Below are 24,638 nucleotides of genomic sequence, written 5' to 3'. Positions count from 1 at the left end.
GCGCCATCGACCGAACCCCCTCGCGCCAGGACGAACTCCGCCAACCCCGCCACCCCACTCCCCCCAGGTGAACGCCAGGGCCGGGCCGGATGATCCACACGGGTCGCCATCCTGGGGGCACGGGCCCGACTTTGCGGGCCCAACATGACAAGGCCGCCGGAACACGGGGTCCCGGCGGCCTTGGTGGTACAGGGGCCTTGCGCCCCTGAGATCAGTAGCAGTTCGGGGCGCCGGGCGCGACCGAGCAGGACACCGCGCCAGCGGCGGCGCCAATGAGCGCGCCGTTGACGGCGGATTCGCCGGTGACCGTCGCGATGCCTGCGCCGATGGCCGCGCCGGTGGCGGTCCGCTCGAGGTCGGTCTCGCCGCAGGCGGCAAGGGTCGCCGCCAGGCCGAGGACGCCGAGCATGCGGAGGGTGAGTGCCATGTCAGTTCTCCAGAAGTTGTGGCCCCAGATGCGCTCAGGGATGCCATTCTCAACGTGGGGCTGCAAGACAGGGTTTCCCCGACCGGCGAAAGGCTTGAAATTACCGTAGCGCCAAGTGGAACGATCAGACGGTTGTTCCGATGTCCACCGCCTTGGCCAAGCCATTGGACCTGCGGCGGCAAGATCGCCACAGGCCCCCGATCCGGCGCAGGCCGATCCGGTCGCCCGGGCCCCCGGCCTTCATCTCACGGTCCCTCGCGATTTGCTTCAGGACCGTGTTAGGGCCGCCACGCTCAATCCTCGTCCCCGAAGATCTCCGGAAAGGCGGCACGGGCCCTGTCGACGTCGATCCGCAGCAGCGCATCGTAGCTCTCGGGGTCGAACGGCTCCTCGGCGGGAACGACCTCACGACCGAAGAGCCAGCCCAGCCGGCCGGCGTCGAGGTTGCCGCGCACGAAGGGTTCCTCGCCGAAATGCTCCCATAGCGCCGCCATGAACGCCCGGTCGGCGGCGCGGTCGATGGCCTTGCGGTCGCGAAACCGTTCGCGGGCCACGATCGGGGTCGCCCCTTTCTTGTGGTTGGCGTGGCGGATGGTGAACTGGAGATCGGAGCCGGGCAGCCGCCCCGGAAAGCCGCGATGCTTTTCCATCAGAAGGCCTGCCCGATGCAGGTGCCATCATCGATGCGGAACCCTTCGAAGAACTGCACGGCCTCGGGATCGGTTGCCCCGAAGGCCACCTCGCGGTCTGACAGGGCGATCACCACCTCGACCGGCCGCCAGCCGTTGGCGTCGAGCGCGGGCAGGGCCAGCGACTCGCAGAGCCAGGCAAAGTCGCCGGCGACGTCGTCGTAGGAGGCCCCCTCCCCGCCGAGCCCCGGGACGAGCAGCCGGAACCGCGCAAGCCCGCCCGCCGTTGCATCGGCCTCGGCCGGAGCGGACGACTCCGCCGGGGGCTGATCGAGCGGCTCGTCCTCGGTCATCTCCCCTTCGGGCAGCGATTCCGGATCGGTGTAGGCATCCGGCGCCATCACGCCCTCCGCCCCCTCGAGCACAACGTCGTAAAGGCGCGCGGTGTGGCCGGACGGAAGCTGGATCTCCTGGGCGGCGAGCGGCCCCCCGATGCCCAGCGCCATTGCCAGGGCCCCGGCCCGCACGGGCCAGTCAGAGCGGGATATTGTCATGTTTCTTCCACGGATTCTCGAGCTTCTTGTTGCGCAGCATGGCAAAGGCGCGGGCCACGCGGCGGCGGGTGGAGCGGGGCTGGATCACCTCGTCGATGAAGCCCCGTTCGGCGGCGACGAAGGGATTGGCGAAGCGGGATTCGTAGTCGCGGGTCCGCCGGGCGATCGCCTCGGGGTCGCCCCGCTCGGCGCGGTAGAGGATCTCGACGGCCCCCTTGGCCCCCATCACCGCGATCTCGGCGGTGGGCCAGGCGTAGTTGACGTCGCCGCGCAGATGCTTGGAGGCCATCACGTCATAGGCGCCGCCATAGGCCTTTCGGGTGATGACGGTGACCTTGGGCACGGTCGCCTCGGCATAGGCGAACAGAAGCTTGGCCCCGTGCTTGATGATGCCGTTGTACTCCTGCTGGGTGCCGGGAAGGAAGCCGGGCACGTCCACCAGGGTCAGGATCGGGATCTCGAAGGCGTCGCAGAAGCGCACGAAGCGGGCGGCCTTGCGGGACGCGTCGATATCGAGGCACCCCGCGAGGTGCATGGGCTGGTTGGCGACGACCCCCACGGTCGCCCCTTCGAGTCGTATGAAGCCCGTCAGGATGTTCTTCGCGAACTCGGCCTGGATCTCGTAGACGTCGCCTTCGTCGGCGACCTTCTGGATCAACTCCCTCATGTCGTAGGGCGTGTTCGCGTTCTGGGGGATCAGGGTGTCGAGGCTGGGCTCCACGCGCGCGGGGTCGTCGTGGAAGGGCCGCGTGGGGACGCCCGAGCGGTTGGACAGCGGCAGGAAGTCGAACAGCCGCCGTGCCTCCGAGATCGCCTCGACGTCGTTCTCAAAGGCGGCGTCGGCGACCGAGGACTTGCGGGTGTGGGTCAAGGCGCCGCCCAGCTCCTCGGCGGTGACGACCTCGTTGGTGACGGTCCGGACGACCTCGGGCCCGGTGACGAACATGTAGGACGTGTCCTTCACCATGAGGATGAAGTCCGTCATCGCCGGTGAATAGACCGCCCCTCCGGCGCAGGGTCCCATGATGAGGCTGATCTGTGGGATCACGCCCGAGGCGAGCACGTTGCGCTGGAACACCTCGGCGTAGCCCGCGAGCGAGGCCACGCCTTCCTGGATGCGCGCGCCCCCGGAGTCGTTGATGCCGATCACGGGCGCGCCGTTCCGCATGGCCATATCCATGATCTTGCAGATCTTCTGGGCATGGGTCTCCGACAGCGAGCCCCCGAACACCGTGAAGTCCTGCGAGAAGACGTAAACCAGACGGCCGTTGATCGTGCCCCAGCCCGTCACCACGCCGTCGCCGGCGGGACGGTCCCTCTGCATCCCGAACTCCGTGGCGCGATGCGTCACGAACATGTCGAATTCCTCGAAGGAGCCCTCGTCGAGCAGGAGCTCGATCCGCTCCCGGGCGGTGAGCTTGCCGCGGGCGTGCTGCGCCTGGATGCGCGCCTCGCCCCCGCCGAGACGGGCCGCCGCCCGCCGGGCCTCCAGCTCGTTCAGGATGTCGTCCACGGCGCCCTCTCCTTCCGCCTGCCCCCGCGGCGTTCCCGCACGAAACCCCAGAACCGCCGCATTGCCAATCCCCGGCGCGCCTGTTGCGGCTTCCGACCAGTTGCGGCAAAGCGAGCCGTCCCTCCGGAGTTGCCCCATGTCAGCCCTGCCCGTTTCCGTCACGACGATCGGCCTGCTTCTCGCATCCAACATCTTCATGACCTTCGCCTGGTACGGACACCTGCGGTTCAAGGGCACGTCGCTGGCGGTGGTCATCCTGGTGTCCTGGGGAATCGCCTTCTTCGAGTACTGCCTTCAGGTTCCGGCCAACCGCATCGGCTCCTCGGCCTTCTCGGCGGCGCAGCTCAAGACCATCCAGGAGGTCCTGACCCTGTCGGTCTTCGCGGTCTTCTCCGTGACCTACCTCAAGGAGCCGCTGACCTGGAACTATCTGGTGGGATTCGCCTTCATCGCGCTGGGCGCGTTCTTCATCTTCCACAGATGGGCCTGAACGCCGCGCCGATCCTGCTTCAGCGCGGGGCACGCCAGCCGGCGGCCTCGGCCTCCTGCTCCGAGCAGAACCAGCGCTCGCCCCGGGACGGGTCGATCTTCGTGGCCTCGTAGCGCGAGCTGCCGGGGACGTAGTAGATCCGGCCCGACGGGGAGATGTTGCCCTTGATCCGGCAGTCCTCCTCCGGCGCGCTCAGCACCACGACGTTCCCGATCTCCGCATCGGGGTTCCGGCGGTAATCCTCGGGCCGCTGGAACGTCCCTTGCCAGATTCCCAGGCGCGCCTGCTGCGCGGCGGCCTCTTGAGGAACGTAGTCGTTGGAGTAATCGGTATAGGCCAGCGCGATGCCCCGGCTGACGAGCGTCGCGCCCACGTCCCTGCGCGCGATCTCGCAGCGGGACACGACCCGCCCGTAACGGTCGGTGTCGAGCTCGACGCAGTCGGCCCGGCGCCCGTCCCAAAGGGAGCGCGCCTCGGCGACCGACCATGCGCCGCAGGCCCAGGGCTCGTTGTCTCCGTCGAGGCAGATCTGGTTGCGTTCGGGCGCATCCACGCCATGGAGCCGCACCCGGGTGCCGCCCACGTCGAAAGTGTCGGCATCGATCACCCGGACCGTCCCCTGCGGGCCGGAGCTGGACTCGACCGAGATGCCGAACAGAGCCGCGACCGCAGCCAGGATCAGGAACCGTTGGGCCATGGCCCAAATGTGATTCGGCCCGGGGCGCGCTGCAAGAGAAAGGTTAAGAAACGGTAAACGCCCGGGTAACCATTCCCGGGCGTTCACACCTTTGAAACGACTCGGCCTGTTTACTGGCCGGTGGCGGCATCGTCCGTCGCCGGGGCGGCCGGGTCCATCTCCATGGCCGCGCCGTCGTCCGGGGCCGCCACGTCCGCCGGGGCTGCGCTGTCGGCCGCGGTGGGCTCCACGTTCGTCACCTCGCCCGTCGTCGCGGCGTCGGCCGTCGCGGCCCCCGCCTCGCCGAACGCGGTCCGGAGCGCGGCGGTCGCCATGTCCTCGGCCTGCTTGGCCTCGGGCACCACGGCGCCCATGCCGAAGAACTCGTGCGCGACGCCCGGATAGGTCATCTGCTGCACCTCGACGCCCTGCGCGGCCATCCGCTCGGCCAGCATCTCGCCCTCGCTCTGAAGGGGATCGATCTCGGCGTTGATGATGGTGGTGGGCGGCAGGCCGGCCAAATCGTCACGTCCCACGAGGTTCAGGCGCGGGTCGGAGGTCTGCGACGGGTCCTCGAAGACGTTCTCGACGAACCACATCATCGCCTGCTTGGAAAGCGGCTGCGCGTCGGCATAGGCGTTGTAGGACGGCGTCTCCATGTCGTTGCCCGCGACCGGGTACACGAGCACGAGGCCGTCGGGCTGCGTCAGCTGCGCGTCCCGGGCGTTGATCGCGACATTGAGCGCGAGGTTGCCCCCGGCGCTTTCGCCCGCGACCGCAAGACGTTCGGAATCGGCGTTCAGGCTGCCCGAGTTCTCCACGATCCAGGCATAGGCCGCGTCGGCGTCCTCGTGGGCAGCGGGGAAGCGGTTCTCCGGGGCGTGGCGGTATTCGACCGAGGCCACGACCGCGTTCGCACCCGCCGCGAGCGCCCGGGCCGAGGCGTCGTAGGTGTCGAGATCGGCGATGACCCAGCCGCCGCCGTGGAAGTAGACCACCAGCGGGAAGGGACCCTCGCCCTCGGGCGTGTAGATGCGGATCGGCTGCTCCGAACCGTCGCCGGCGGGGTAGGTCACCTCGCGCGTGGCGATGGCGGCCAGTTCGGCGGGCATCTCGATGCCGCGCTCTTCCATGACCGCCATGGCGGCGTCGGCGGGCGTGGGCTGGGCCCGGGTTTCCTCGACCGACAGCGTGCCGAGCGGCTGGGCGCCGAGTTCGGTCAGCTTGTCGAGGACGGCCTGCATGTCACCGTTGGGCTGCTCGGGCGGGTTCGCGACCTGGCCCGCATCGGCGGTGACCGAGGCCGTCATCTCCATGTCGCCGGTCGCGCCAGCCTCGGCCTGGGCCGTCTGGGCCGCATCGGCGTCCGGAGCCGCCGCGCCGTCAGCCGTCATGTCAGTGGCCGCGCCGTCCGCCGGACCAGTCGACGCATCGTCCTGGGCCATGTCGGTGGCCGGGGCGTCGGTGGCTTGGGCGTCGGTGGCTTGGGCGTCGGGGGCCGGGGCATCTGCAGCTTCGCCCTGGGCGATGTCGGCGGCCGGAGCCTCGGCGGTCTCGCCTTGGGCGGCGGCGCCGTCCTGCGCCATAGTCGCCTCGCCGGTGGCGGCCGTGTCGGGCGCCGCCGTCGTGGGCTCGCTCGCCGCATTCTGGGCCAGCGCAGCCAGGGGCGAAATGGACAGGGCGGCCGCGAGCGCCGCGCTCGCGGTCGTCGTCTTCAACAGGGCATGCATGGGGGAAGTCCTTCCGGGGTCCGATTGGATACAAGCGAACAATGATGAAGCGGAGGCCAGGGTTCCGGCCTCCGCCCTCTCACAACTTCGTCAGGACCGACGTCAGGTCCGTTCGGGCTCGTCGCGGTCGGTTTCGGACATCCAGCGATTCATGCGGGCCAGCACCGGCTCGGGGATCACGCCCGCGAAGGTGGTGATGAGCTTGTTCATCAGCCCCGGGGTCATGCCGGCCTTGCCGGCCTTCATCGCCTCGTAGCCCGCCCGTGCGGTGTGCTCGGGCGTGTCCTTGAGCGAGGTTTCCCCCATCACGCTGTCCCGCATGTCGCCGCGGTCGAAGATCGGCGTGTCGACCGGCCCGGGCATGAGGCAGGTGACCGTGACCCCGTGCTCCTTCATCTCGTCATTGAGCGCATAGGACAGCGAATCGAGATACGCCTTGGAGGCGTTGTAGACGGCCTGGTAGCTGCCCGGCATGAAGCCTGCGATCGAGCCGGTCACGAGCACCCGCCCCTGCCCCCTCGCCTGCATCCGCGGCAGCGCACGATGGAGCAGCAAAGTCGTGCCCTGGATGTTGAGGCCCAACAGTTCGTGGATGCGGGGCCACTCCTGGTCGACGAAGGCATGACCCAGGGTTAGACCCGCGTTGGCCATGAGGTAATCGACCTCGCGGGCGCCGACCTGGTGCCAGAGGGCGAGAACGCCCTCCTCGGTGGACAGGTCGGCCTGGACCGCCTCGACCGAGCCCCCGAGGGATCTCAGGTCGCGGGCCGCGTCCTCGATCTCGGGCTCGTTGGCGCAGATGATGAGGTCGCAGCCGTCCTCGGCGGCGCAGCGGGCCAGTTCCCGCCCGATGCCGGTCGAGGCGCCGGTGACGATGGCAAGCTTCCGGTCAGGCATGGACGGGCGCCTCCGTCCTGACCTCGGTCCCGGTGCCGAGCGAGGTTTCGGTCCGGGCCCGTCCCGCCTCGCGGCGGCCCTTCTCCCATTTGGGCTTGAGGACCACCTTGGTCCATTCGTTCTGGTTGTAGGCGAAGTTCTTGTAGCCGGTGGCCGCGTCCTCCAGGGACATGACGTCCGAGATCAGGAAGGTGGTGTCGATCTCGCCCTCCTCGATGCGGCGCAGCAGGTCGCGATGGTAACGCTGGACATGGGTCTGGCCCATGCGCAGCGTGAGGCCCTTCTCCATCATGGCGCCGGTCGGGAACTTGTCAGACATGCCGCCATAGACGCCGGGGATCGAGACGCGGCCGCCCTTGCGCACGGATAGGATCGCCTGCCGCAGCGCTCCGATCCGGTCGGCCCCGATGCCGATCTTCTGCTTGAGCGTGTCCACCGGGTTGAAGTTCTCGAAGCCATGGCTCTCCATGCCGACGGCATCGATGACCGCGTCGGGGCCCTGCCCGCCCGTCATCTCCATCAGCGCCTCGAGGACATTGGTCTGCTGGTAGTCGATGACCTTGCAGCCGAGCTTGCGCGCGAGCTCCAGGCGGTGGGGGTAGTGGTCGATGACGATCACCTGCTCGGCGCCCATGACCCGCGCCGACTGCGCGGCGAACAGGCCCACGGGTCCGGCGCCCCAGACGGCGATGGTGTCGCCGTTCTCCACGGTGGCCTGGTCGGCGGCCATCCAGCCGGTGGCCAGGATGTCGGTCAGGAACAGGACCTTCTCGTCCTCCAGATGGTCGGGGATGACCAGCGGCCCCACGTCCGAGAAGGGCACACGGACGAACTCGGCCTGCCCGCCCGGGTAGCCGCCCGTCATGTGCGAATAGCCGAACAGGCCGGACATCGGGTGACCGTAGAGCGTCTCGCTCACGTCCTGCTTCTCGGCGGGGTTGGAGTTGTCGCAATGCGAGAACTCCTGGTTGCGGCAATGGAAGCACTGCCCGCAGGAGATGGTGAACGGGACGATCACCCGCTGCCCGACCTGGAGCGTGGAGGACGGGCCGACCTCGACCACGCGGCCCATGAACTCGTGGCCCAGGATGTCGCCCTTGAGGACGCCGGGGATCACGCCGTCGTAGAGGTGGAGGTCCGAGCCGCAGATCGCGGTCGAGGTGATCTCGATGATGGCATCGCGGGGGTTGACGATCTGCGGGTCGGGGTGGGTGTCCACGCGGACGTCATGCTTGCCATGATAGGTGAGTGCGCGCATTCGGGGGCCTCCTCAGACCGGCGACATCTGTTGCTGGTACTTGCCGCCCTCTCCGCGGCGGTTCCTGTTCGTGGCGATCTCCCCGGTCTCGAGGAGCATCTTGAGCCGCTTCAGGTCGCGGCGGGCCTGGACCGAGGGCTCGGCCGAGAAGAGCTTGGCGACCGCCTGCCCGACGGCGCCCAGGGGCGGCTTGTAGGAGATGATCGTTTCGACGATCGTCCCGCGCCCGCCGGGGGCGTCGCGGAACATCACCTTTCCTTCGGTGTCGATCTGCGATTCCTCGGTCGAGCGCCAGGCGATCTGCTCGCCCGGCCGGTCCGAGACGATGCGGGACTTCACCTTGACGGTCTGACCCAAGGGCGCCCGGATCGTCCAGGAGGAGAAGCCGGGCTCGGACTCGCCCGCGTCCTCGATGTTCTCCATGAACTTCGAAAGATTCGAGAAGTCGCGCCAGAACGCATAGATCTCCTGGCGCGGACGGTTGATGGTGACGCTCCGGCCGGTCACCGCGTAATCCCCGAAGCGCGCCTGCCTCGCCGTGCGGCCGGGCGCGTCGTCGGTCAGGCGCGGAGTCTTGGCATGCCGCTGGGCCTGCGAGGCCGAGGGGCCGAGATACGAATAGGCCGCAAGGCCGGCCAGGGCTCCAAGGCCCAGCGTCGCCGCTGCCGCGACCAGCTTCTGCTCGGAAAGCCGGGAGGATCGGGTTCGGTCCATGGAAGCTCCTCAGGATGAAAGGCGCGCGGGACCGGGGACCGCCGGCAAAGCCGCAAGCGGTCGCCGGGCGCGGCCCGGGGTCGGATCGTGGAACGGGCCTCCAACGCGGAACGAGCCGTGTCGGGTCCGAGATGGGCACCGGAGCGCCGGGACACGAGGTCGTGAGGTGGCGGCCCCTAGCCCGTCGCGCGGCGCCGCCGGGCCCCCAAGGCGTCCTGGAAGGCGAGGATCTCGGCCGCCAGCGGCTCGTGGACGTCGCGCCCGCGGGGGCCGGGATGCGCGCCCAGGAGGCCGTTCGGGCAATCGCGGTCGTCGTCCCAGCCGGGATGGTTGGCGATGGGATACAGGCAGATCCCCTCGACCGGCACGCCCCGCGCCCGCGCCCGCTCCACTTCGGTGGACACGTAGCGGAACCAGGGGGCGCGGCGCTCCCATTCGACGCCGGTCTCGGCGATCAGGACGGGGCGGCCATAGCGGGCGTGAACGGCGAACAGGAGGTCCGACAGCGGCGCATAAAGCGGGTGGTCCCAGTCGATGGGCGGCGCGCCATGGACCCATTGGTTGTTGAAGTAGTAATTCACGCCCACGACATCCAGGAACTCCTCCTGCCCGCCCAGCATCGGCCAGAGCCGCCCGGACACGAGGTCGAAGGCCTGGAACTGCGCGTCGTGGTAGCCCTCGGCCTCCCAGCGGGGACGGCCCGTGGCGGGGTCGTGGTGGACGGCGATCATCGGCTCGCAATGGACGAACCGGGCGCGGGGATCGACCTCGCGCAGCACCCGCATGGCCGCGATGGAGGCGGAGGCAAGCTGGCATTTCAGCTCGAAGCCGCGGCCGCGGGCGTGCGGGTTGAGGTAGGCCACGTCGCCTCCGCCCCATGAGTGGAACGACATCTCGTTGACGGGGCACCAGAACGGGACCTCGTCGGACATCGTGCGGCGGTGGATCGCGGCCGCGCGGGCGAAGGCGGCAAAGCGCTGCACGAAGTCGGGACGCCAGATGTCGAGCCCGTCAGGCCACCCATAGTGCAGCAGGTCCCAGATCACCTGCGTCCCGGTCCGTTTCGCGGCGTCCAGCATCGGGGTCCAACTGGAGAAGTCGAAGGTGCCCGGGGTCGACTCGATCCGATGCCAGCGCAGGCCGTCGCGCATCGTCGAAAGACCCAGGGCGCCAAGCTGGCGATAGTCGGCCTCCGCATGGGTGTCGTGCCGGGTCGCCGCCAGCACGTCCAGGCGCCTCCCGTCGGCGCGAACATGCGTCGAACACTCCCATCCGCCTTGCAGGAACGTCTGAAACACCGTCGGCCCTGACGCCGAGGGCACGTCGGCCAGAACTTGGGCGAAGAGACGCTCCCATTCCGGCACGACGATTCCAGACGCAAGGCAGGCCGCGACATCCGCGCGAAGCGTCGCGCCGAGACGGGATCTCAGGGCGGCGTTCGCGGCCAGCCGGATGACGGCCCGGGCCAGAGCGACCGGATGGTGCGGCGTCACCAGGGCGGTCCGATCGTGACGCAGCCAAGACGGCCCGCCCTCCCCGGCTAGGGCGACGGCAGGCCCCGTCGCAGCCACCCGGGCGGCGTCCCCCAAGGGCTCCCCGTCGTCTGGCCACCAGCAGAGGACGTCCATGGCAGGACCAAGATCGCGTCGGCCACGTGGCTCCATGATGCCCGGGACAGGCCGGGCCGTCGGCGGCAGCCCGTCGGGCCGCAGGAATCGCGCCTGCGGCAGGCGGGCCGCCACCTGCGCCATGACCTTGAGGACCCGGTCCGACTGGGCCGGATCGTTCGCGGCGCCCGCCCAGCCGATCAGGATGTCGCGGCGCCCGAGGCCCAGGGCCGCCCGAAGACGAGCCCTATCGCCCGCCCTGGGCGCCGGAAGGTCGATCATCGCCGGGAGATCGATCGCATGGTGCGGCCGTTCGGGCAGGCGCCCCGCTGCCGCTTCGCGCACCGCGGGGGAAACGCCGACATAGCGCGCCGTGAAGTGCTTGGGCCCGGACAGCGCCTCGCGGACGGAAAAGCCGCGTTCGATCAAAGGCGGCCTCAGGGCCAGACGTTCGAGCGCCGGATAGATGTCGGCCACGTCCTGCCAGGACACCACGAGGTCCGCCCGGGGCAACCTGCGCGCGAGATAGGTGACCGTATCCGCAAAGGACAGGTCGAAGGCCGTGGTGTCGACCCGGGCGCCCATCGCATGCAGGCGATCAAGGGTCGGCCCCGGCGAGCCGGGCCCGCGCGACGCTGGAAGCACCGTGATCGCATAGCCGACGCGCGGCAGATGTCGTGCGAGGTGGAGGATCTCTTGGGCCACGGGACCCGCATCGAGGAAGGCCGGCACGAAAAGCAGTCGGATCTTCCGCGCGTCGGGATGAAGCTCTGGGCTCACCAGCACACCTGCAACGATCTGGGAGGAGACGGGATCAGGGAACCCGGTACGGTCCCGCGGGGCAAGCAGGGAGCGACACGGCCCCCCATTCGCAGCCTGCGCCTGCCTGGGAAACGGGCACCCGGCAGGACGAAGCCGAGCCCGAAGGCTCGGCCGGATCATCGTTCAGGGACAGGCTTGCGGCGCGATCACTCCGCCGCGGTGGAAGCCGCGCCGGTCTGCACCGCCATCCGCTCGGCCAACCGCCGGTAGGTGGCAAGCGCCTGCCCGACGACCTGGTCCATGTTGTAGTAGCGGTAGGTGCCAAGCCGCCCGAGGAAGATCACGTCATCCCGCTGCAGGGCCAGGGCCTCGTACTTCTTGTAAAGGACCTGGTTCTCGGGGCGCGGGATCGGGTAGTACGGATCGCCCACCGCGCTCGGATACTCGTAGGTGATCGAGGTCTTATCGTGCACCTGCCCGGTGAGGTACTTGTATTCGGTGATCCGGGTATAGGGCACGTCCTCGGCAGGATAGTTGACCACCGCGACCTCCTGGAACCGCCGCTGGTCCAGCGTCTCGTGCCGGAACTGCAGGCTGCGATAGGGCAGCGGCCCGAAGCGGTGGTCGAAGAAGGCGTCGATCGGCCCGGTATAGATGGTGAGCGGTGCCAGATCGTTCGCCTTGAGATCGTGGTAGTCGGCCCCGAGCGCGAGGTCGATGTTGGGGTGGTCCAGCATCCGCTCGAACATCCGGGTGAAGCCGTCGCGCGGCATCGCCTGGAAGGTGTCGGTGAAGTACCGGTCGTCGAGCGAGGTCCGCGTCGGCACCCGGCTCGTCACCGACTTGTCGAGCTCGCTCGGGTCGAGGCCCCACTGCTTGCGGGTGTAGCCTTGGAAGAACGTCTCGTAGAGGTGACGGCCGACGGCGTTCACGACGACGTCGCGGCTGGTCCGGATGTCCTCCACCGGCTCGGCCTGCGCGGCGAGGAAGGCCGCCGCGTCCTCGTCGGACTGCAGGTTGAGATTGTAGAGGCCGTTCAGCGTCGTGCGGTTGATCGGCATGGGCAGGAGCTTGTCGCCCACCCGCGCCAGGACGCGGTGCTCGTAGGGCCGCCAGGCCGTGAAGCGGCTCAGGTAGCTGACCACCTGGTCGCTGTTGGTGTGGAAGATGTGCGGGCCGTACTGGTGGATCAGCACGCCGGCCTTGTCATGGAGGTCGTAGGCGTTGCCCGCGACGTGGCTGCGCTTGTCCACCACGAGGACCCGCTTGCCCGATCCCTCGGCCAGGCGCTCGGCCATGATGGCGCCCGCGAAGCCCGCGCCGGCGATGACCACGTCATAGGGACGCGAGCCTCCACGGCGGATTCCCGGCGCGGCAAAGCGGTCGGGCGAGCGGCGGGCCCGGCGCATCAGGACGGCGTCCTGCACGAAGCGGTCCATGCGCTTGAAGGTGGTGTCCCAGCTCAGGTCGGCGAGCATCCGGTCCACCTCGGGCCGCCAGACATCCGGCGTCTTCGAGAGGTCCATGGCCTCGTCGCAGGCACGGAGGAAAGCCTCGGGCGTATCCGCGACCTTCACGCCCTGAAGGGTGCCATAATGACGGACGACGTCGCGGATCGGAGTCGAGACCACGGGACGTCCGCCGGCCAGGTATTCCGGCGTCTTGGTCGGCGAGATGAAGCGCGTGGCCTCGTTGATGGCGAAGGGCATCAGCGCCACGTCCCAGCCCGACAGGTAGGCCGGCAGCTCCGCATAGTTCTTGCCGCCGAGGTAATGGATGTTCGGACGACGCGGCAGGTCAGCCTCGCCGATCTTCACGACCGGTCCCACCATCACGATGTGCCAGTCGGGACGGGAGGCCGCGACATGGTCGATCAGCCCGAGGTCGATCCGTTCATCGATCACCCCGTAGAAGCCGAGCCGCGGCCCGGGAATGGACGCCATGTCGCCCGGAACGGCCATGCCCCGGCGCGCCTGGGAGAAGTGCGCCCCGTCCACCGAGGACGGGAAGGGGTGGATGTTGTCGTGCTGGAGGCGCTTCGCCTCGTAGATGCTGTAGCCGCCCGTGAACACCACATCGGCGGCCTTGAGCAGCTGGGCCTCGCGCTCGCGCAGTTCGGGCGGAGCGAACTTGAAATGGGACAGCTCGTCCATGCAGTCATAGACGACGGCTTCCGCCGCCACGTGCGAGGCGATCGGCCACATCATGGGCGTGTAGAACCACAGCGTCGGCTTCGGGCTGCCCTGAAGCGCGAGCACGTCGTCCAGCATCTCCGCCTGGGCCCGCTCGGACCGTTCGGCCGACCAGCCGTGCGGGATCCGCGGCCGGATGGCCCGGACCTTGTCGTCGGTGAAGACGTGAACCTCGTAGTAGGGCTTGTCGTGGTCGGTCGGGATCATCTCCTCCCAGAAGATCACCCGGCGACCCTTGGCAAAGCGTCTCATCAGGTGCTGGGGACGCTGAATGACGAAATCCCAGCGCAGATGAGAGAAGCAAATCAGGAGGCCGGAGTTGTCATTCACGGGGAAAGGGGTCGCGTCCGGCATTGTCTCTCCTGGATCTGTTTTTGACTGATGTGGACTCGGCACTCGGGTAAGGCGGATCGGCTTGTCCCATGTGGCCGCGCCCCTGGCGCCCGAACCTCGGCGCGGGTGTTCAACGCAATCCGGTGCGGTTCTGGTTCCCGCTCTGGGTGAAAAACCTCGGCCGGGCGGCCCGGGGACAGGCGGGCTTCCGCCGGAACTCTGGCCATTTCGGGTCGTTAGAGGGCCACGTGGATGGTGCCGCCACGCACGGGCGGCCAACAAATGGGGACGGGACGTGGCGACTGAATTTCCTCCGGGCCTCGAGGCGGCGCGGCTCCTGGCTCTGCTGGAAGCATCGGGCCACCGGGCCCTGCTTCACGTCACCTCCGGGGAAAGCCGGGCCGAGGAGATCGCCGCATTCCTGGCCCGCGCCGCGCCCGGCACGCGGGCCGCGGCCTTCCTGCCCTGGGACGTGTTGCCCTATGACTGGGCGGCGCCATCGGCTCAGGCGATGGGACGCCGCATGGCCGTGCTGCGCCGCCTGGCGGACCCGCACGAGGCCCCCCGGATCGTCGTGACCACGCCCGCCGCCCTCCTGCAGCGGGTTCCGCCGGTCGGGAGCGCGCGCGGCTTCGCGGTGGAGGTGGGCCGGCCCCTGGACGAGTCCGCGCTGCGCCGCTTCTGCGAGACCGCGGGCTACCGCATCGACGAGCGGGTCGACGAGCCCGGCGAGGTGGCGTTCCGAGGCGAGGTCATCGACATCTACCTGGCGGCTTCGGAATGGCCCTACCGCATCGAGGTTGGCGACGAGGTGACCGCGATCCGCCGGTACGATCCTGCGACGCAGCTCTCGATCGGGGACGTGCGGGAACTGGCCGTCGACGCCGCGTCGGAATGGCCCGTCGATCCGGAGGCCGAGGAGGAGGACGAGCCCCGGCCCGAGCGCGGCCTGTCGGACGCCTTCCCTGCCCTGTCCACCCTGTTCGACCATATGCCCGGGGCACGGCTGACGCTGACGCCCGATGCGCTCCGGCTGCGGGACCAGAGCCTGTCGCAGATCGTCGACGCCTATGCGGAGCGGACGCGGGATGGCGGGGGCGGCCGGCACGTGCCGGACCCCGAGCGGCTTTACCTGACAGGCGAAGAGTGGGACCGCCTTGCGGCGGCGCCCGGGACGGTCATGCTGGATGGGACGGCGTTCGAGCCGGTGCCCGCCTTCGCCGAGGCCCGTCGCCCCCGGGTGGCCGTGGCCGACTTCCTCGCCCGTCAAACCGAGGCTGGACGCCGGGTACTCGTGACCGGATATGCGGGGCGCGACCGGGCCCGGCTCGGCCGGCGCCTGCGCGAGGCCACCGGCGAGGCGCCCGAGGTCGCGGAGGACTGGGACCAGGCCCTGGCCGCCGACCCCGGATCACCGATGGCGCTGGACGCCCCCTTGGACGAGGGCTTCGTGGACCTCGGCGCGGGCTTGGCCGTCATGACCGCACGCGACGTCCTGGGGAGCCGGGCCGGGGGAACGGCCGCGGCCGCCGTGGCAGCCCCCTGGACCGTCGAGGCGGCCGAGCTGCACAAGGGCGACCTGGTGGTCCACATGGATCATGGCGTGGCCCGGCTCGACGGCCTGGAGGCCATCGATGTGGAGGGCCTGGAGGGCGAGGCCATCCGCCTGGCCTATGCCGAGGGGCAGCACCTCCTCGTGCCGGCGACCGAGGCCGGCAAGATCTGGCGCTACGGCTCCGACGAGGGCGAGGTCGCTCTGGACCGGCTCAACACCGCGGGCTGGGAGAAGCGGCGCGCCAAGGTGGCCGAGGGCCTGGCCGAGACCGCCCGCGCCCTCATCGCCGCCGCCGCCGAACGGCAGGCCAGGGAAGCCCCCAAGCTCGCGCCCGACCGCGCGCCCTACGAACGGCTCGCCGCGCGGTTCGCCTTCGAGGAAACGCCGGACCAGGCCCGCGCGATCCGCGTCACCCTCGAGGACATGACGTCGGGGACGCCCATGAACAGGCTCGTCATCGGCGACGTGGGCTTCGGCAAGACCGAGGTGGCGATCCGCGCCGTCGCGGCCTGCATCTTCGCGGGCCGGCAGGCGGCCCTGCTCGCGCCGACGACCGTGCTCGCCCGGCAGCATGTCTCGAACCTGCGCCGGCGGTTCGACGGCCTCGGCATCGAGGTCGCCCAACTGTCGCGCCTCGTGAGTCCCGCCGAGGCCAGGCGCGTCAAGGCCGGGCTCGGTGATGGGAGCATCCGGCTCGTGGTGGGCACCCAGGCCATCCTGGCCAAGAGCGTGGCCTTCGCGGACCTGGGGCTGATGATCATCGACGAGGAGCAGCGCCTGGGCCTGCCGGACAAGGACAAGGCGCGCAGGCTGGTCGAGAATGGCCATCTGCTCAGCATGACCGCGACTCCCATCCCCCGGACCCTCCAGTCGGCGCTGGTGGGGCTTCAGGACCTGTCGGTGATCGCGACGCCTCCGGCCCGGAGGCGCCCCATCCGGACCCTGCTCACCGAGCGCACGGACGCCACGCTGCGGCACGCCCTCCTGCGGGAGCGACGGCGCGGCGGCCAGAGCTTCGTCGTCGTCCCGCGGGTCGAGGACATCGGGCCGGTGGCCGAAGACCTGCAACGGCTCCTGCCCCGGTTCCGCCTGCGCGTCGCCCACGGCCAGCTCCCGGCCAAGGAGATCGACGAGGTGATGGTCGGCTTTGCCGAGGGCGACGGAGACGTGCTCCTGGCCACCAGCATCATCGAATCCGGCCTCGACGTGCCGCGGGCGAACACGATGCTGGTCCTGCGCCCCGACCTGTTCGGGCTGGCGCAGCTTCACCAGCTTCGCGGCCGGGTGGGCCGGGGTGGAGCCCAGGCGTTCTGCCACCTGATGACCGAGGAGGGCGCCGAGCTGCCACCCGCGACGATGAAGCGGCTCGGCACGCTCCAGGCGCTGGATCGGCTCGGGGCCGGGATGGCGCTCAGCGCGCAGGATCTCGACCAGCGGGGCGGGGGCGAGCTCTTCGGCGACCGCCAGACCGGGCATGTCCGGCTGATCGGGCTCGGCCTTTATCAGGAGTTGCTGGCCGACGCGATCCGCGCCGCCAAGGGCGAGCCGGCCCAGCACCGCGAGGTCGAGTTCCAGGCCGAAGCCACGGGCGCCCTGCCCTCCGACTACATCCCCGAGCCCGAGGTCCGCATCAACCTTTACCACCGGCTGGCCCGGACGCAGGCGGCGGGCGACGTGGACCGCCTGGCCGACGAGATCGCCGACCGCTTCGGGCCGCCCCCGCCCGCTGTGAAGGACCTCCTCCGGGCCGCCTCGATCCGCGCCTTGGCGCGGACCCTGGGCGTGACCCGCATCTCGGCCGGGCCAGCGGCCATCGCGCTCGATGTCGAGGCCGATGCGGCCGAGCGGCTGGCCGAGGCGACCGCCGGGGGCGATGGCGCCCTCGAGTGGGTCGATGGCCGTCTGGTCCTGCGCCGGAGCAGCGACACGGCGGAAGAGCGCATGGACCTCGTGCTTGATCTCCTCGAAGGGCTCGCCTGACCGATCCGCCGCCCGGGGCCTTGCGCTCGGGCCGGCGACCGGGTTCGGTGCCGCCAGCACAAGGGAGGCGAAGTTGGCGGGCGATCTGGTCCTGGGAATCGACGCGGGCACGACGGCGGTCAAGGCCGCCGTGTTCGACCCCAGGGGACGACGGCTCTTCGACTTTGCCGCGCCGATCCCGATGCGCCGCGCCCCGGGCGGCGTCGCGGAGCAGGACCCGCGGGTGTGGCTCGACCATGTCGCGACCGCGCTGGCCCGGGTGGCGTCCGAAGGGCTGCTGGCCGGGGTGGGCGCGCTCGGCCTCACGTCGCAGGTCAACACCCATGTCTTCGTGGACGCCCAGGGCAGGCCGCTCGCCCCGGCGATCACCTGGCAGGATGGCCGCGCCGCCACGGAGGCTGCCCTGCTCGATGCGGGCCCCAGCGCGGGCGACCGCCTCCGGTGGTGGGGCGCGCCCATGCCCATCGACGCCAGCCACGCCCTGTCGCGGATGTCCTGGATGGCACGGCACCGGCCCGACATCTGGGAGCGCACCTCGGCCGTGCTTCTTCCCAAGGACTTCCTTCTTCGGGCGCTGACAGGCCAGACCGTCAGCGACCCCATGTCCAACATCGGGCTCGTGGGACCCGACCTCGCCTACATCCCCGAGCTCCTCGCCCTCGTGCCCGGCGCGGCCGAGCGGCTGGCCCCGCTTCGCCCCTCCGCCGCCGTGGCCGGAGAGGCCGTCCTGGCGCCGGGCCTTCCTCCGGTCCCAGTGGCCGTCGGCATCATGGACGCCTGGGCCGGGTTCTACGGCGTGGGCCTGCGGGCCGATGGCGACGCGGCCTACCTGTCAGGCACGAGCGAGGTGATCGCGGGGGCTTCGGACAGGATGACGGGCGAGCCTGGGCTCCTCGTCTTTCCGCGCCATGAAGGGCTCCGGGTCCATGCGGGACCGACCCAGTCGGGCGGCGCCTCGGTCGCATGGTTCTGCGCCGCGACCGGGCAAAGCCCCGAGGCCATGAGCGCCGAGGTCGACGCCGCGGGCCAGGATCTTCGCACGCCCCTGTTCCTGCCCCACCTCGCGGGGGAGCGGGCGCCGCTCTGGGATGCTTCGGCGCGGGGGGCGTTCCTGGGCCTGGAGGCCGCGATGGGCCGGCCGGCGATGGCCCGGGCCGTGTTCGAGGGGGTGGCGCTGTCGGCGCGCCTCCTGACCGAGGCGCTGGAGCGTTCCACCGACCGGCGGGCCGAGGTCCTGCTGTGTGGCGGCGGCGGGTTCCGGTCGGAGACCTGGAACCGCATCCGCGCGGATGTGCTCGGACGGCCGCTCCGGCGCGCGGCGGTGGCGGATGCCGGCGTGCTGGGCGCGGCGGCGCTGGGCGCGGTCGCCGCCGGGCTTCAGCCGGACCTGCCGGCGGCGCTCGCGGATCTTGTCGCCTATGACAGGACCTACGAGCCCGATCCCCGGCAGGCGGCCCGCTACGACGATCTGTTCGCGCTCTACCGCCCGGCCTACGAGGCGTTGCGCCCGCTCAGCCGCGCCCTGGCGGGGCGCGCGTGACCTCTGGCGCTCGCCGCAGGCGCGGCTAGTCTGGCCCGCGACAGGAAGGCCCCGGCCGCAACGGGGCATGGGAAGAAGGGGAGTGACGGGATGGGCTTGAGGACGATGCTGGGCGCGGTGGCCGCGCTGGGCGTGCTCGCCGGGATGGCGGCGGCGCAGGACGCGGACCGGGTGGCGGTGATCACGCCTTACCTCGCGCAGCCCGGCACGCAGTTCTACCTCGACGGCTTCGAGGCCGAGGCCGAGGCGCGCGGCTGGGACGTCAATGTCGTGGACACGGCGGGCGACATCGCCGCCGTGATTTCGCGCATCGAGGACGCGGTGACCCAGCAGGTGGACGCCATCGTCATCAACGTCGATCCCGCGCAGGTCGAGGCGGGCCTCGTGCAGGCGCAGGCGGCCGGCATCCCGGTCATCGGCATGGATGCAGGGAGCCACGAGCTGCTCGCCACCAACGTGACCTCGAACGGCTACGCCATGGCCGCGGAAACGGCCGCCTATGTCGCCAACCGCATCGGCGGCAAGGGACGGGTCGTGCTGTTCACCTTCGACCCGTTCCCGCCCGTGCAGGTGCGGGGCGTCATCGCCGACGCGGTCTTCGGCAACTATCCCGACATCGAAATCATCGACCGCATCACCCCCGACGTCCAGGACGGCGGCATCGCCGACAGCCGCGCCAAGATGGAGGCAATCCTCGCCGCCAACCCCGATCCGGGCTCCATCGCTGCCGTCTGGGCCGCCTGGGACCAGCCCGCGCTTGGCGCGCTCCAGGCCATCGAAGCGGCGGGCCGCGGCGACGAGGGCATCGTGATCACCGGAATCGACGCGAACCCGCAGGCCCGCGAAGCCATCGCGCAGGGCGGCTCGTTCGAGGCGTCGGTCGCGCAGGACTTCGTCGGCATCGGCAAGGCGACCGCCGAGGCCGTGGCCCGCGTCATCGCGGGCGAGGAGATCCGCGAGCCGGTGACCTATGTCCCCACCCGGCTGATCACCGCGTCGAACGTCAACGAATGAAGGCCGCGGGGCGGGCACTCCCGCCCCCTTTCCCATCATGCTCCTTTCGATCCGGGGACTGGACAAGAGCTTTGGCGGCACCCCGGCGCTGTCGGACGTCGCGCTCGATCTCCGGGCGGGGGAAGTCCATGCGCTGATGGGCGAGAACGGCGCCGGCAAGTCCACGCTGATCCGCGTGCTGGCCGGCGTCTCGCCCGCGGACCGGATGGACGCGCGCCTGGACGGCGCCCCGCTCGTGCTCGGCTCCCCTGCGGATGCGGCGCGCGCCGGGTTCCGCTTCGTGCATCAGGAACTCAACATCGTTCCGACCCTGTCAGTGGCCGAGAATATCTTCCTCGGGCGTTCGCTGCCGCGTCGCCTGGGGGCGGCGGTGGACTGGCGGCGGTTGAACCGGATGGCCGGCGACGCGCTGGGCCGGTTCGGGCTGTCCCACATCGACCCGCGCCAGAAGGCCGGGCGGCTGGGGACCGGGGACCGGATGCTGATGCGTCTCGCCTCGATGCTCGTCTCCGGCGACACCGAGCCGCGCCTTTTCGTCATGGACGAGCCCACCGCCGCGCTGACCCACGCGGAATCGGAACGGTTGTTCGCCGTCATCCGCGACCTGCGCGCGCGCGGGGCGGCGATCCTGTACGTGTCCCACCGGCTCGACGAGGTGATGGCCCTGGCGGACCGGGTCACCGTCCTGCGGGACGGACGCCGGGTCCTGACCGCCGCCATGGCCGAAACCGGACGCGCGGGCATCATCCGCGCCATGACCGGCCGCGACGTGACCGAGGCCCACCCCCGCCGTGCCGCGCCCGCCCGCGCCGGGACGGTATGCCGGCTGGAGGACGTCTCGGCGGGCCGCCTGTCCGGCCTGTCCTTCGAGCTTGGCACGGGCGAGATCCTGGGCGTGGCCGGGCTGGAGAACGCCGGCCAGTCGGACCTCCTGCATCTCCTCCTGGGCGATGGGGGGCGGATCTCGGGCCGGGCCGAGGTTGCGGACGCCGCCCTGCCCCGCTCGCCGTCGCAGGCCTGGGGACGTGGCGTGGCCTTCGTGCCCCGCGAACGGCGGCGCGAGGGGCTGATGTTGGGCCGGTCCATCGTCGCGAACACCGTCCTGCCCCATCTCGGGCGGCTGTCGGTCCTGGGTCTGGCCCGGAAACGCCTGGAGACGGACGAGTCGCGCCGGCTCGCGCAGGCCCTGCGCCTGCGGCACCGCACGCTGGCGCAGCCCGTCCGGGAGCTGTCCGGCGGCAACCAGCAGAAGGTGGTCCTGGCGCGCGCGACGCTGGACGCCCCCAAGCTCCTGCTCCTCGACGAGCCCACGCGCGGCGTCGACGTCGGCGCACGCGAGGACATCTACGCCACCATCCGGTCGCTGGCGGCCCAGGGCACCGGCATCCTGCTGGCCTCCACCGACCTGCCCGAGCTGATCGGCCTTTCGGACCGCATCCTGATCCTGCGGGACGGACGGCAGGTCGGACTTGTCGCGACGCAGGGCCTCGATCCGGAGGGGCTCCTGTCACTGATCTACGGGGAGGCGCGGGGCGCGCACGAATGATCCATCTCAGACGCTATGCCACGCTGGTCGGCTTCGGCCTGATCCTTCTCGCCTTTGCCCTCGCGCTGCCGGATACCTTCCTGACGGCGCAGAACCTCATCAACATCTCCCAGCAGGTGTCGATGCTGGCCGTCGTCGCCTTTGCGATGACCGTGGTGATGGCCATGGGCGATTTCGACCTGTCGGTCGGAGCGATGGCCTCCCTCGCGGGCGTCGTCGCGGCCAGCCTGTTCGCGGCGGGTTTTTCCTTGCCGGCGGGCCTGCTGGCGGGCCTCGGGACGGGGCTCCTGGGCGGGCTGTTCAATGGCCTTCTGGTGGCGCGGCTGGGGATCCTGCCCTTCGTGGCGACCTTGGGCACCCTGACCATGTTCTCCGGCGCGGCCTTCATGGTCAGCGACGGGCGCACGATCTTCGGCGACGACATCCCCGAGGCGTTCGGGGCCTTCGCCCGTGGCGGCCTGCCAGTCGGCGGCCTCGTCCTGCCTTCGCTGAGCCTCCTGGCCCTGGCCGCGCTGCTGATCGTCTGGGTCCTGCTCGAACACACCAGCTACGGCCGCCGCCTTTACGCCATCGGCGGCAACATGGAGGCGGCGCGGCTGGCCGGCGTTCCCGTGCGCCGCCTTCGCGCCTCGGCCTTCGCCGTCACGGGCCTCGGGGCCGCCGTGGCCGGGCTGATGTACGCGAGCCGCGTCGCCTCGGCCAATCCGACGCAGGGCGACGGGCTGATGCTGAACGCCATCGCCGCCGTGTTCCTCGGCATGACCATGAGCGAGGAATCCGAGCCCCGGGCGCTGGCGACGCTGGCGGGGGTGCTGATGCTGGCGGTGCTCGACAACGGGCTGACGCAGCTTGCCGTGGACAGCTACCTGCGCCAGTTCCTCGTGGGCGCGATCATCCTGGCGGCGGTCGCCTCCTCGCGCATCGGGCTCAGCAAGGGCTGAGGGGCCGGAACAACGGCCTGCCCCGGCGGTTTGGCTCCCGCAGCGCGGAGGCCCCCATGTTCGACCTGACCGACAAGATCGCCATCGTGACCGGATCGGACTCCGGGATCGGCCAGGCCATCGCCGTGGAGTTCGCCAAGGCCGGCGCCGACGTGACGGTGACCTTCCACAGCGACCCGCAGGGTGCCGAGGAAACGGCACGCCAGGTGCATGCGGCCGGGCGGCGGGCGCTGGTGCAGCAGCTCGACGTCATGGACGAAGCCGCGGTGGCGACCCTCTTCGACAACACCCTGCGCGAGTTGGGCCTGCCCGACATCCTGGTCAACAACGCGGGCACGGGGGGCGACTCGGACGTTCAGGGCATGAGCACCGAAACCTGGGACCGCGTGATCCGCACGGACCTTTACGGCCCCTTCTTCTGCTGCCGGACCTTCATCCAGCACCGCCGACGGGTGGAGGCGGGCGGGGGCAAGATCATCAACGTCTCCTCGGTCCACGAAGCCATTCCCACGCCCGGAGGGGCGGCCTATGGCGCGGCCAAGGGCGGCCTGCTGACCTTCACACGCTCTTTGTCCCTCGAGGTGGCGCCCCTACGGATCAACGTGAACGCCATCGCGCCGGGCCTCATCCGGACCCCGATGACGCATGAGCGCACGAGCGATCCCGAAGCCATGAAGGACGAATTGCCCCGCATTCCCTGGAATCGCCCCGGCGAGCCCTGGGAGGTGGCGCGGCTCGCGCTCTACCTCGCCTCGCCGGACGCCGACTACGTCACCGGGCAAAGCTTCACGATCGACGGCGGGCTGGAGATGAACTGGGGCCAGGGGGCCTGACCGACCGGCTTTGCCCCATCCTATCGGTGAAAGGACCACGGCCATGACCCAGACCCCGGATCCTGTCCTCGCACGGGAGCTGCCCCGGATGATCGCCGCCGCCGCCGAACCCCTGCCCGATCCGTCCGACCCGGCCTTCGGCGCGGCCTTCGACCGCTACGGCGACCGCAGGGTGGTGCTGCTGGGCGAGGCGAGCCATGGCACCTCGGAGTTCTACCGCGCCCGCGCCGCCATCACCCGCCACCTGATCGAGCATCACGGCGTCACCGCCGTCGCGGTGGAGGCCGACTGGCCCGACGCCGCCGTCCTTGACGCCTATGTGCGCCACCGTCCGCGCCGCGACGGGGCCGAGCCGCCGTTCCAGCGATTCCCGACCTGGATGTGGCGCAACACCGATGTCATGGCCTTCGTCGAATGGCTGCGCGCCTGGAACGCCGGCAAGCCGCCCGAGCGGCAGGCGGGGTTCTTCGGGCTCGACATGTACAACATGGGCGGGTCGATCTCCGCCGTCCTCACCTACCTCGACGAGGTGGACCCGGAGGCGGCGGGCGTGGCGCGCGAACGCTACGGCTGCCTGCATCCCTGGCAGGAGGAGCCTGCCCGCTATGGCCGCGCCGTGCTGACCGAAGGCTACCGGCGCTGCGAGAAGGCCGTCACGCAGCAATGGCGCGACCTGCTGGAAAAGCGCCTGTCCTATGCCGCCGAGGACGGGATGGGGTTCCTCGACGCGGAGCGGAACGCCCGCCTCGTGGCGTCCGCCGAGCGCTACTACCGGATCATGTACTACGGCGACGAGGAGTCCTGGAACCTCCGCGACACCCACATGTTCGAGACGCTGCAAAGCATCCTCGAGGCGCAGGGGCCCGACGCCAAGGCGGTGGTCTGGGCGCACAACTCCCATATCGGGGACGCGCGCCATACCGACATGGGCCAGCGGCGGGGCGAGCTGAACATCGGCCAGCTTTGCCGCGAATGGTGGGGCGATCAGGCGGCGCTGGTGGGCTTCGGCACCCACACCGGCACCGTCGCCGCCGCGACCGACTGGGACGGCGACATGGAGGTGAAGCGGGTCCGCCCCTCGCGCGCCGACAGCTACGAGGGGCTGAGCCACGAGTCCGGCGTGCCGCGCTTCCTCCTCGACCTCCGGCGCGACCCGGATCTGGCCGCCGCATTGGGCGAGCCCCGGCGGGAACGCTTCATCGGCGTGATCTACCGGCCCGAGTCCGAGCTCGCGAGCCATTACGCCCGCTGCACCCTGCCCCTCCAGTTCGACGCCTGGGTCTGGTTCGACGAAACGACCGCCGTCACGCCGCTGGGGCCCGAGCATCACCCCGAGCACGGCGCAGAGGGCGTGCCCGACACCTACCCCTTCGGGCTCTGACTCCCGCTTTGTTTCCTCGGGCTCCGCCCCCCTTGCCTCGCCCGTTCAGGGCGCCATGATCCGACG

At 70.5% G+C, this 24,638-nt stretch carries 19 protein-coding genes; 8 read left to right on the top strand and 11 right to left on the bottom strand.

All coding sequences use genetic code 11. The features are described 5' to 3' along the window. Positions 1-211 precede the first annotated feature (211 nt). The 4 genes from J3P31_RS20260 to J3P31_RS20245 form a co-directional block, all read right to left on the bottom strand. The gene (locus tag J3P31_RS20260) at positions 212-427 is read right to left on the bottom strand and encodes a YMGG-like glycine zipper-containing protein (RefSeq protein WP_210530346.1); all 216 of its coding nucleotides are present in this window, start codon (positions 425-427) and stop codon (positions 212-214) included. Positions 428-720: 293 nt separating this feature from the next. Then, entirely contained in the window at positions 721-1,077 is a 357-nt protein-coding gene (locus tag J3P31_RS20255) for a hypothetical protein (protein WP_210530345.1), read from the bottom strand. Continuing rightward, on the bottom strand, positions 1,077-1,610 hold the full coding sequence (locus tag J3P31_RS20250; RefSeq protein WP_210530344.1) for a DUF6497 family protein: 534 nt from the start codon (positions 1,608-1,610) through the stop codon (positions 1,077-1,079). Before J3P31_RS20250 ends, J3P31_RS20255 begins: the two co-directional genes overlap by 1 nt. Next, positions 1,591-3,123 carry an acyl-CoA carboxylase subunit beta gene (locus tag J3P31_RS20245; protein ID WP_210530343.1) on the bottom strand — a complete coding sequence of 511 codons (1,533 nt, stop codon included), beginning with the start codon at positions 3,121-3,123 and terminating at the stop codon, positions 1,591-1,593. Before J3P31_RS20245 ends, J3P31_RS20250 begins: the two co-directional genes overlap by 20 nt. A 136-nt stretch (positions 3,124-3,259) precedes the next feature. On the opposite strand from J3P31_RS20245, the gene J3P31_RS20240 reads away from it, so the two are divergent. Then, positions 3,260-3,613, top strand: coding sequence for a DMT family protein (locus tag J3P31_RS20240; RefSeq protein ID WP_210530342.1), 354 nt, complete (start codon positions 3,260-3,262; stop codon positions 3,611-3,613). Positions 3,614-3,632: 19 nt separating this feature from the next. Here the strand turns inward: J3P31_RS20240 and J3P31_RS20235 are convergent, their stop codons facing one another. From J3P31_RS20235 to glf, 7 genes are all read right to left on the bottom strand, one after another. After that, positions 3,633-4,310 (bottom strand): thermonuclease family protein, encoded by a 678-nt coding sequence (locus tag J3P31_RS20235; protein ID WP_210530341.1) that lies wholly within the window; start codon positions 4,308-4,310, stop codon positions 3,633-3,635. A gap of 110 nt (positions 4,311-4,420) precedes the next feature. Beyond that, positions 4,421-6,019: an alpha/beta hydrolase gene (locus J3P31_RS20230; RefSeq protein ID WP_246849710.1), complete on the bottom strand. Its 1,599-nt coding sequence runs from the start codon at positions 6,017-6,019 to the stop codon at positions 4,421-4,423. Between the two features lie 102 nt (positions 6,020-6,121). Then, a complete protein-coding gene (locus J3P31_RS20225) occupies positions 6,122-6,916 on the bottom strand; it encodes an SDR family NAD(P)-dependent oxidoreductase (RefSeq protein ID WP_210530340.1) in 795 nt (264 codons plus the stop codon). Beyond that, on the bottom strand, positions 6,909-8,174 hold the full coding sequence (locus J3P31_RS20220; RefSeq protein ID WP_210530339.1) for a zinc-dependent alcohol dehydrogenase: 1,266 nt from the start codon (positions 8,172-8,174) through the stop codon (positions 6,909-6,911). Before J3P31_RS20220 ends, J3P31_RS20225 begins: the two co-directional genes overlap by 8 nt. 12 nt (positions 8,175-8,186) lie before the next feature. Further along, positions 8,187-8,888 carry an SRPBCC family protein gene (locus tag J3P31_RS20215; protein ID WP_210530338.1) on the bottom strand — a complete coding sequence of 234 codons (702 nt, stop codon included), beginning with the start codon at positions 8,886-8,888 and terminating at the stop codon, positions 8,187-8,189. A gap of 176 nt (positions 8,889-9,064) precedes the next feature. Continuing rightward, positions 9,065-11,275, bottom strand: a complete 2,211-nt coding sequence (locus tag J3P31_RS20210; protein WP_210530337.1) for a hypothetical protein — start codon at positions 11,273-11,275, stop codon at positions 9,065-9,067. 188 nt (positions 11,276-11,463) lie between these two features. After that, complete coding sequence (glf, locus tag J3P31_RS20205; RefSeq protein WP_210530336.1) at positions 11,464-13,803, bottom strand: UDP-galactopyranose mutase; 2,340 nt, start codon at positions 13,801-13,803, stop codon at positions 11,464-11,466. Positions 13,804-14,077: 274 nt separating this feature from the next. Here glf and J3P31_RS20200 point away from each other — a divergent pair, with 274 nt between their 5' ends. The 7 genes from J3P31_RS20200 to J3P31_RS20170 all read left to right on the top strand — a co-directional run bounded on the left by J3P31_RS20200 (position 14,078) and on the right by J3P31_RS20170 (position 24,572). Then, a complete protein-coding gene (locus J3P31_RS20200) occupies positions 14,078-17,317 on the top strand; it encodes a TRCF domain-containing protein (protein ID WP_210530335.1) in 3,240 nt (1,079 codons plus the stop codon). A 73-nt stretch (positions 17,318-17,390) separates the two neighbouring features. Beyond that, complete coding sequence (locus J3P31_RS20195) at positions 17,391-18,857, top strand: xylulokinase (protein ID WP_246849711.1); 1,467 nt, start codon at positions 17,391-17,393, stop codon at positions 18,855-18,857. A gap of 90 nt (positions 18,858-18,947) precedes the next feature. After that, complete coding sequence (locus J3P31_RS20190) at positions 18,948-19,871, top strand: substrate-binding domain-containing protein (RefSeq protein ID WP_210530333.1); 924 nt, start codon at positions 18,948-18,950, stop codon at positions 19,869-19,871. A 37-nt stretch (positions 19,872-19,908) separates the two neighbouring features. After that, positions 19,909-21,417 (top strand): sugar ABC transporter ATP-binding protein, encoded by a 1,509-nt coding sequence (locus tag J3P31_RS20185; RefSeq protein ID WP_246849712.1) that lies wholly within the window; start codon positions 19,909-19,911, stop codon positions 21,415-21,417. Further along, complete coding sequence (locus J3P31_RS20180) at positions 21,414-22,358, top strand: ABC transporter permease (RefSeq protein WP_210530332.1); 945 nt, start codon at positions 21,414-21,416, stop codon at positions 22,356-22,358. The genes J3P31_RS20185 and J3P31_RS20180 overlap by 4 nt, the downstream gene beginning before the upstream one ends. Before the next feature lie 56 nt (positions 22,359-22,414). Then, on the top strand, positions 22,415-23,191 hold the full coding sequence (locus tag J3P31_RS20175; protein ID WP_210530331.1) for an SDR family oxidoreductase: 777 nt from the start codon (positions 22,415-22,417) through the stop codon (positions 23,189-23,191). A 43-nt stretch (positions 23,192-23,234) separates the two neighbouring features. Then, positions 23,235-24,572, top strand: coding sequence for an erythromycin esterase family protein (locus J3P31_RS20170; RefSeq protein WP_210530330.1), 1,338 nt, complete (start codon positions 23,235-23,237; stop codon positions 24,570-24,572). The last annotated feature ends 66 nt before the right edge of the window (positions 24,573-24,638 follow it).

Origin of the sequence: Rubellimicrobium arenae (assembly GCF_017916275.1) — a bacterium.
Classification (GTDB): Bacteria; Pseudomonadota; Alphaproteobacteria; order Rhodobacterales; family Rhodobacteraceae; genus Rubellimicrobium; species Rubellimicrobium arenae.
This window is presented reverse-complemented; position numbering and strand designations above follow the sequence as displayed.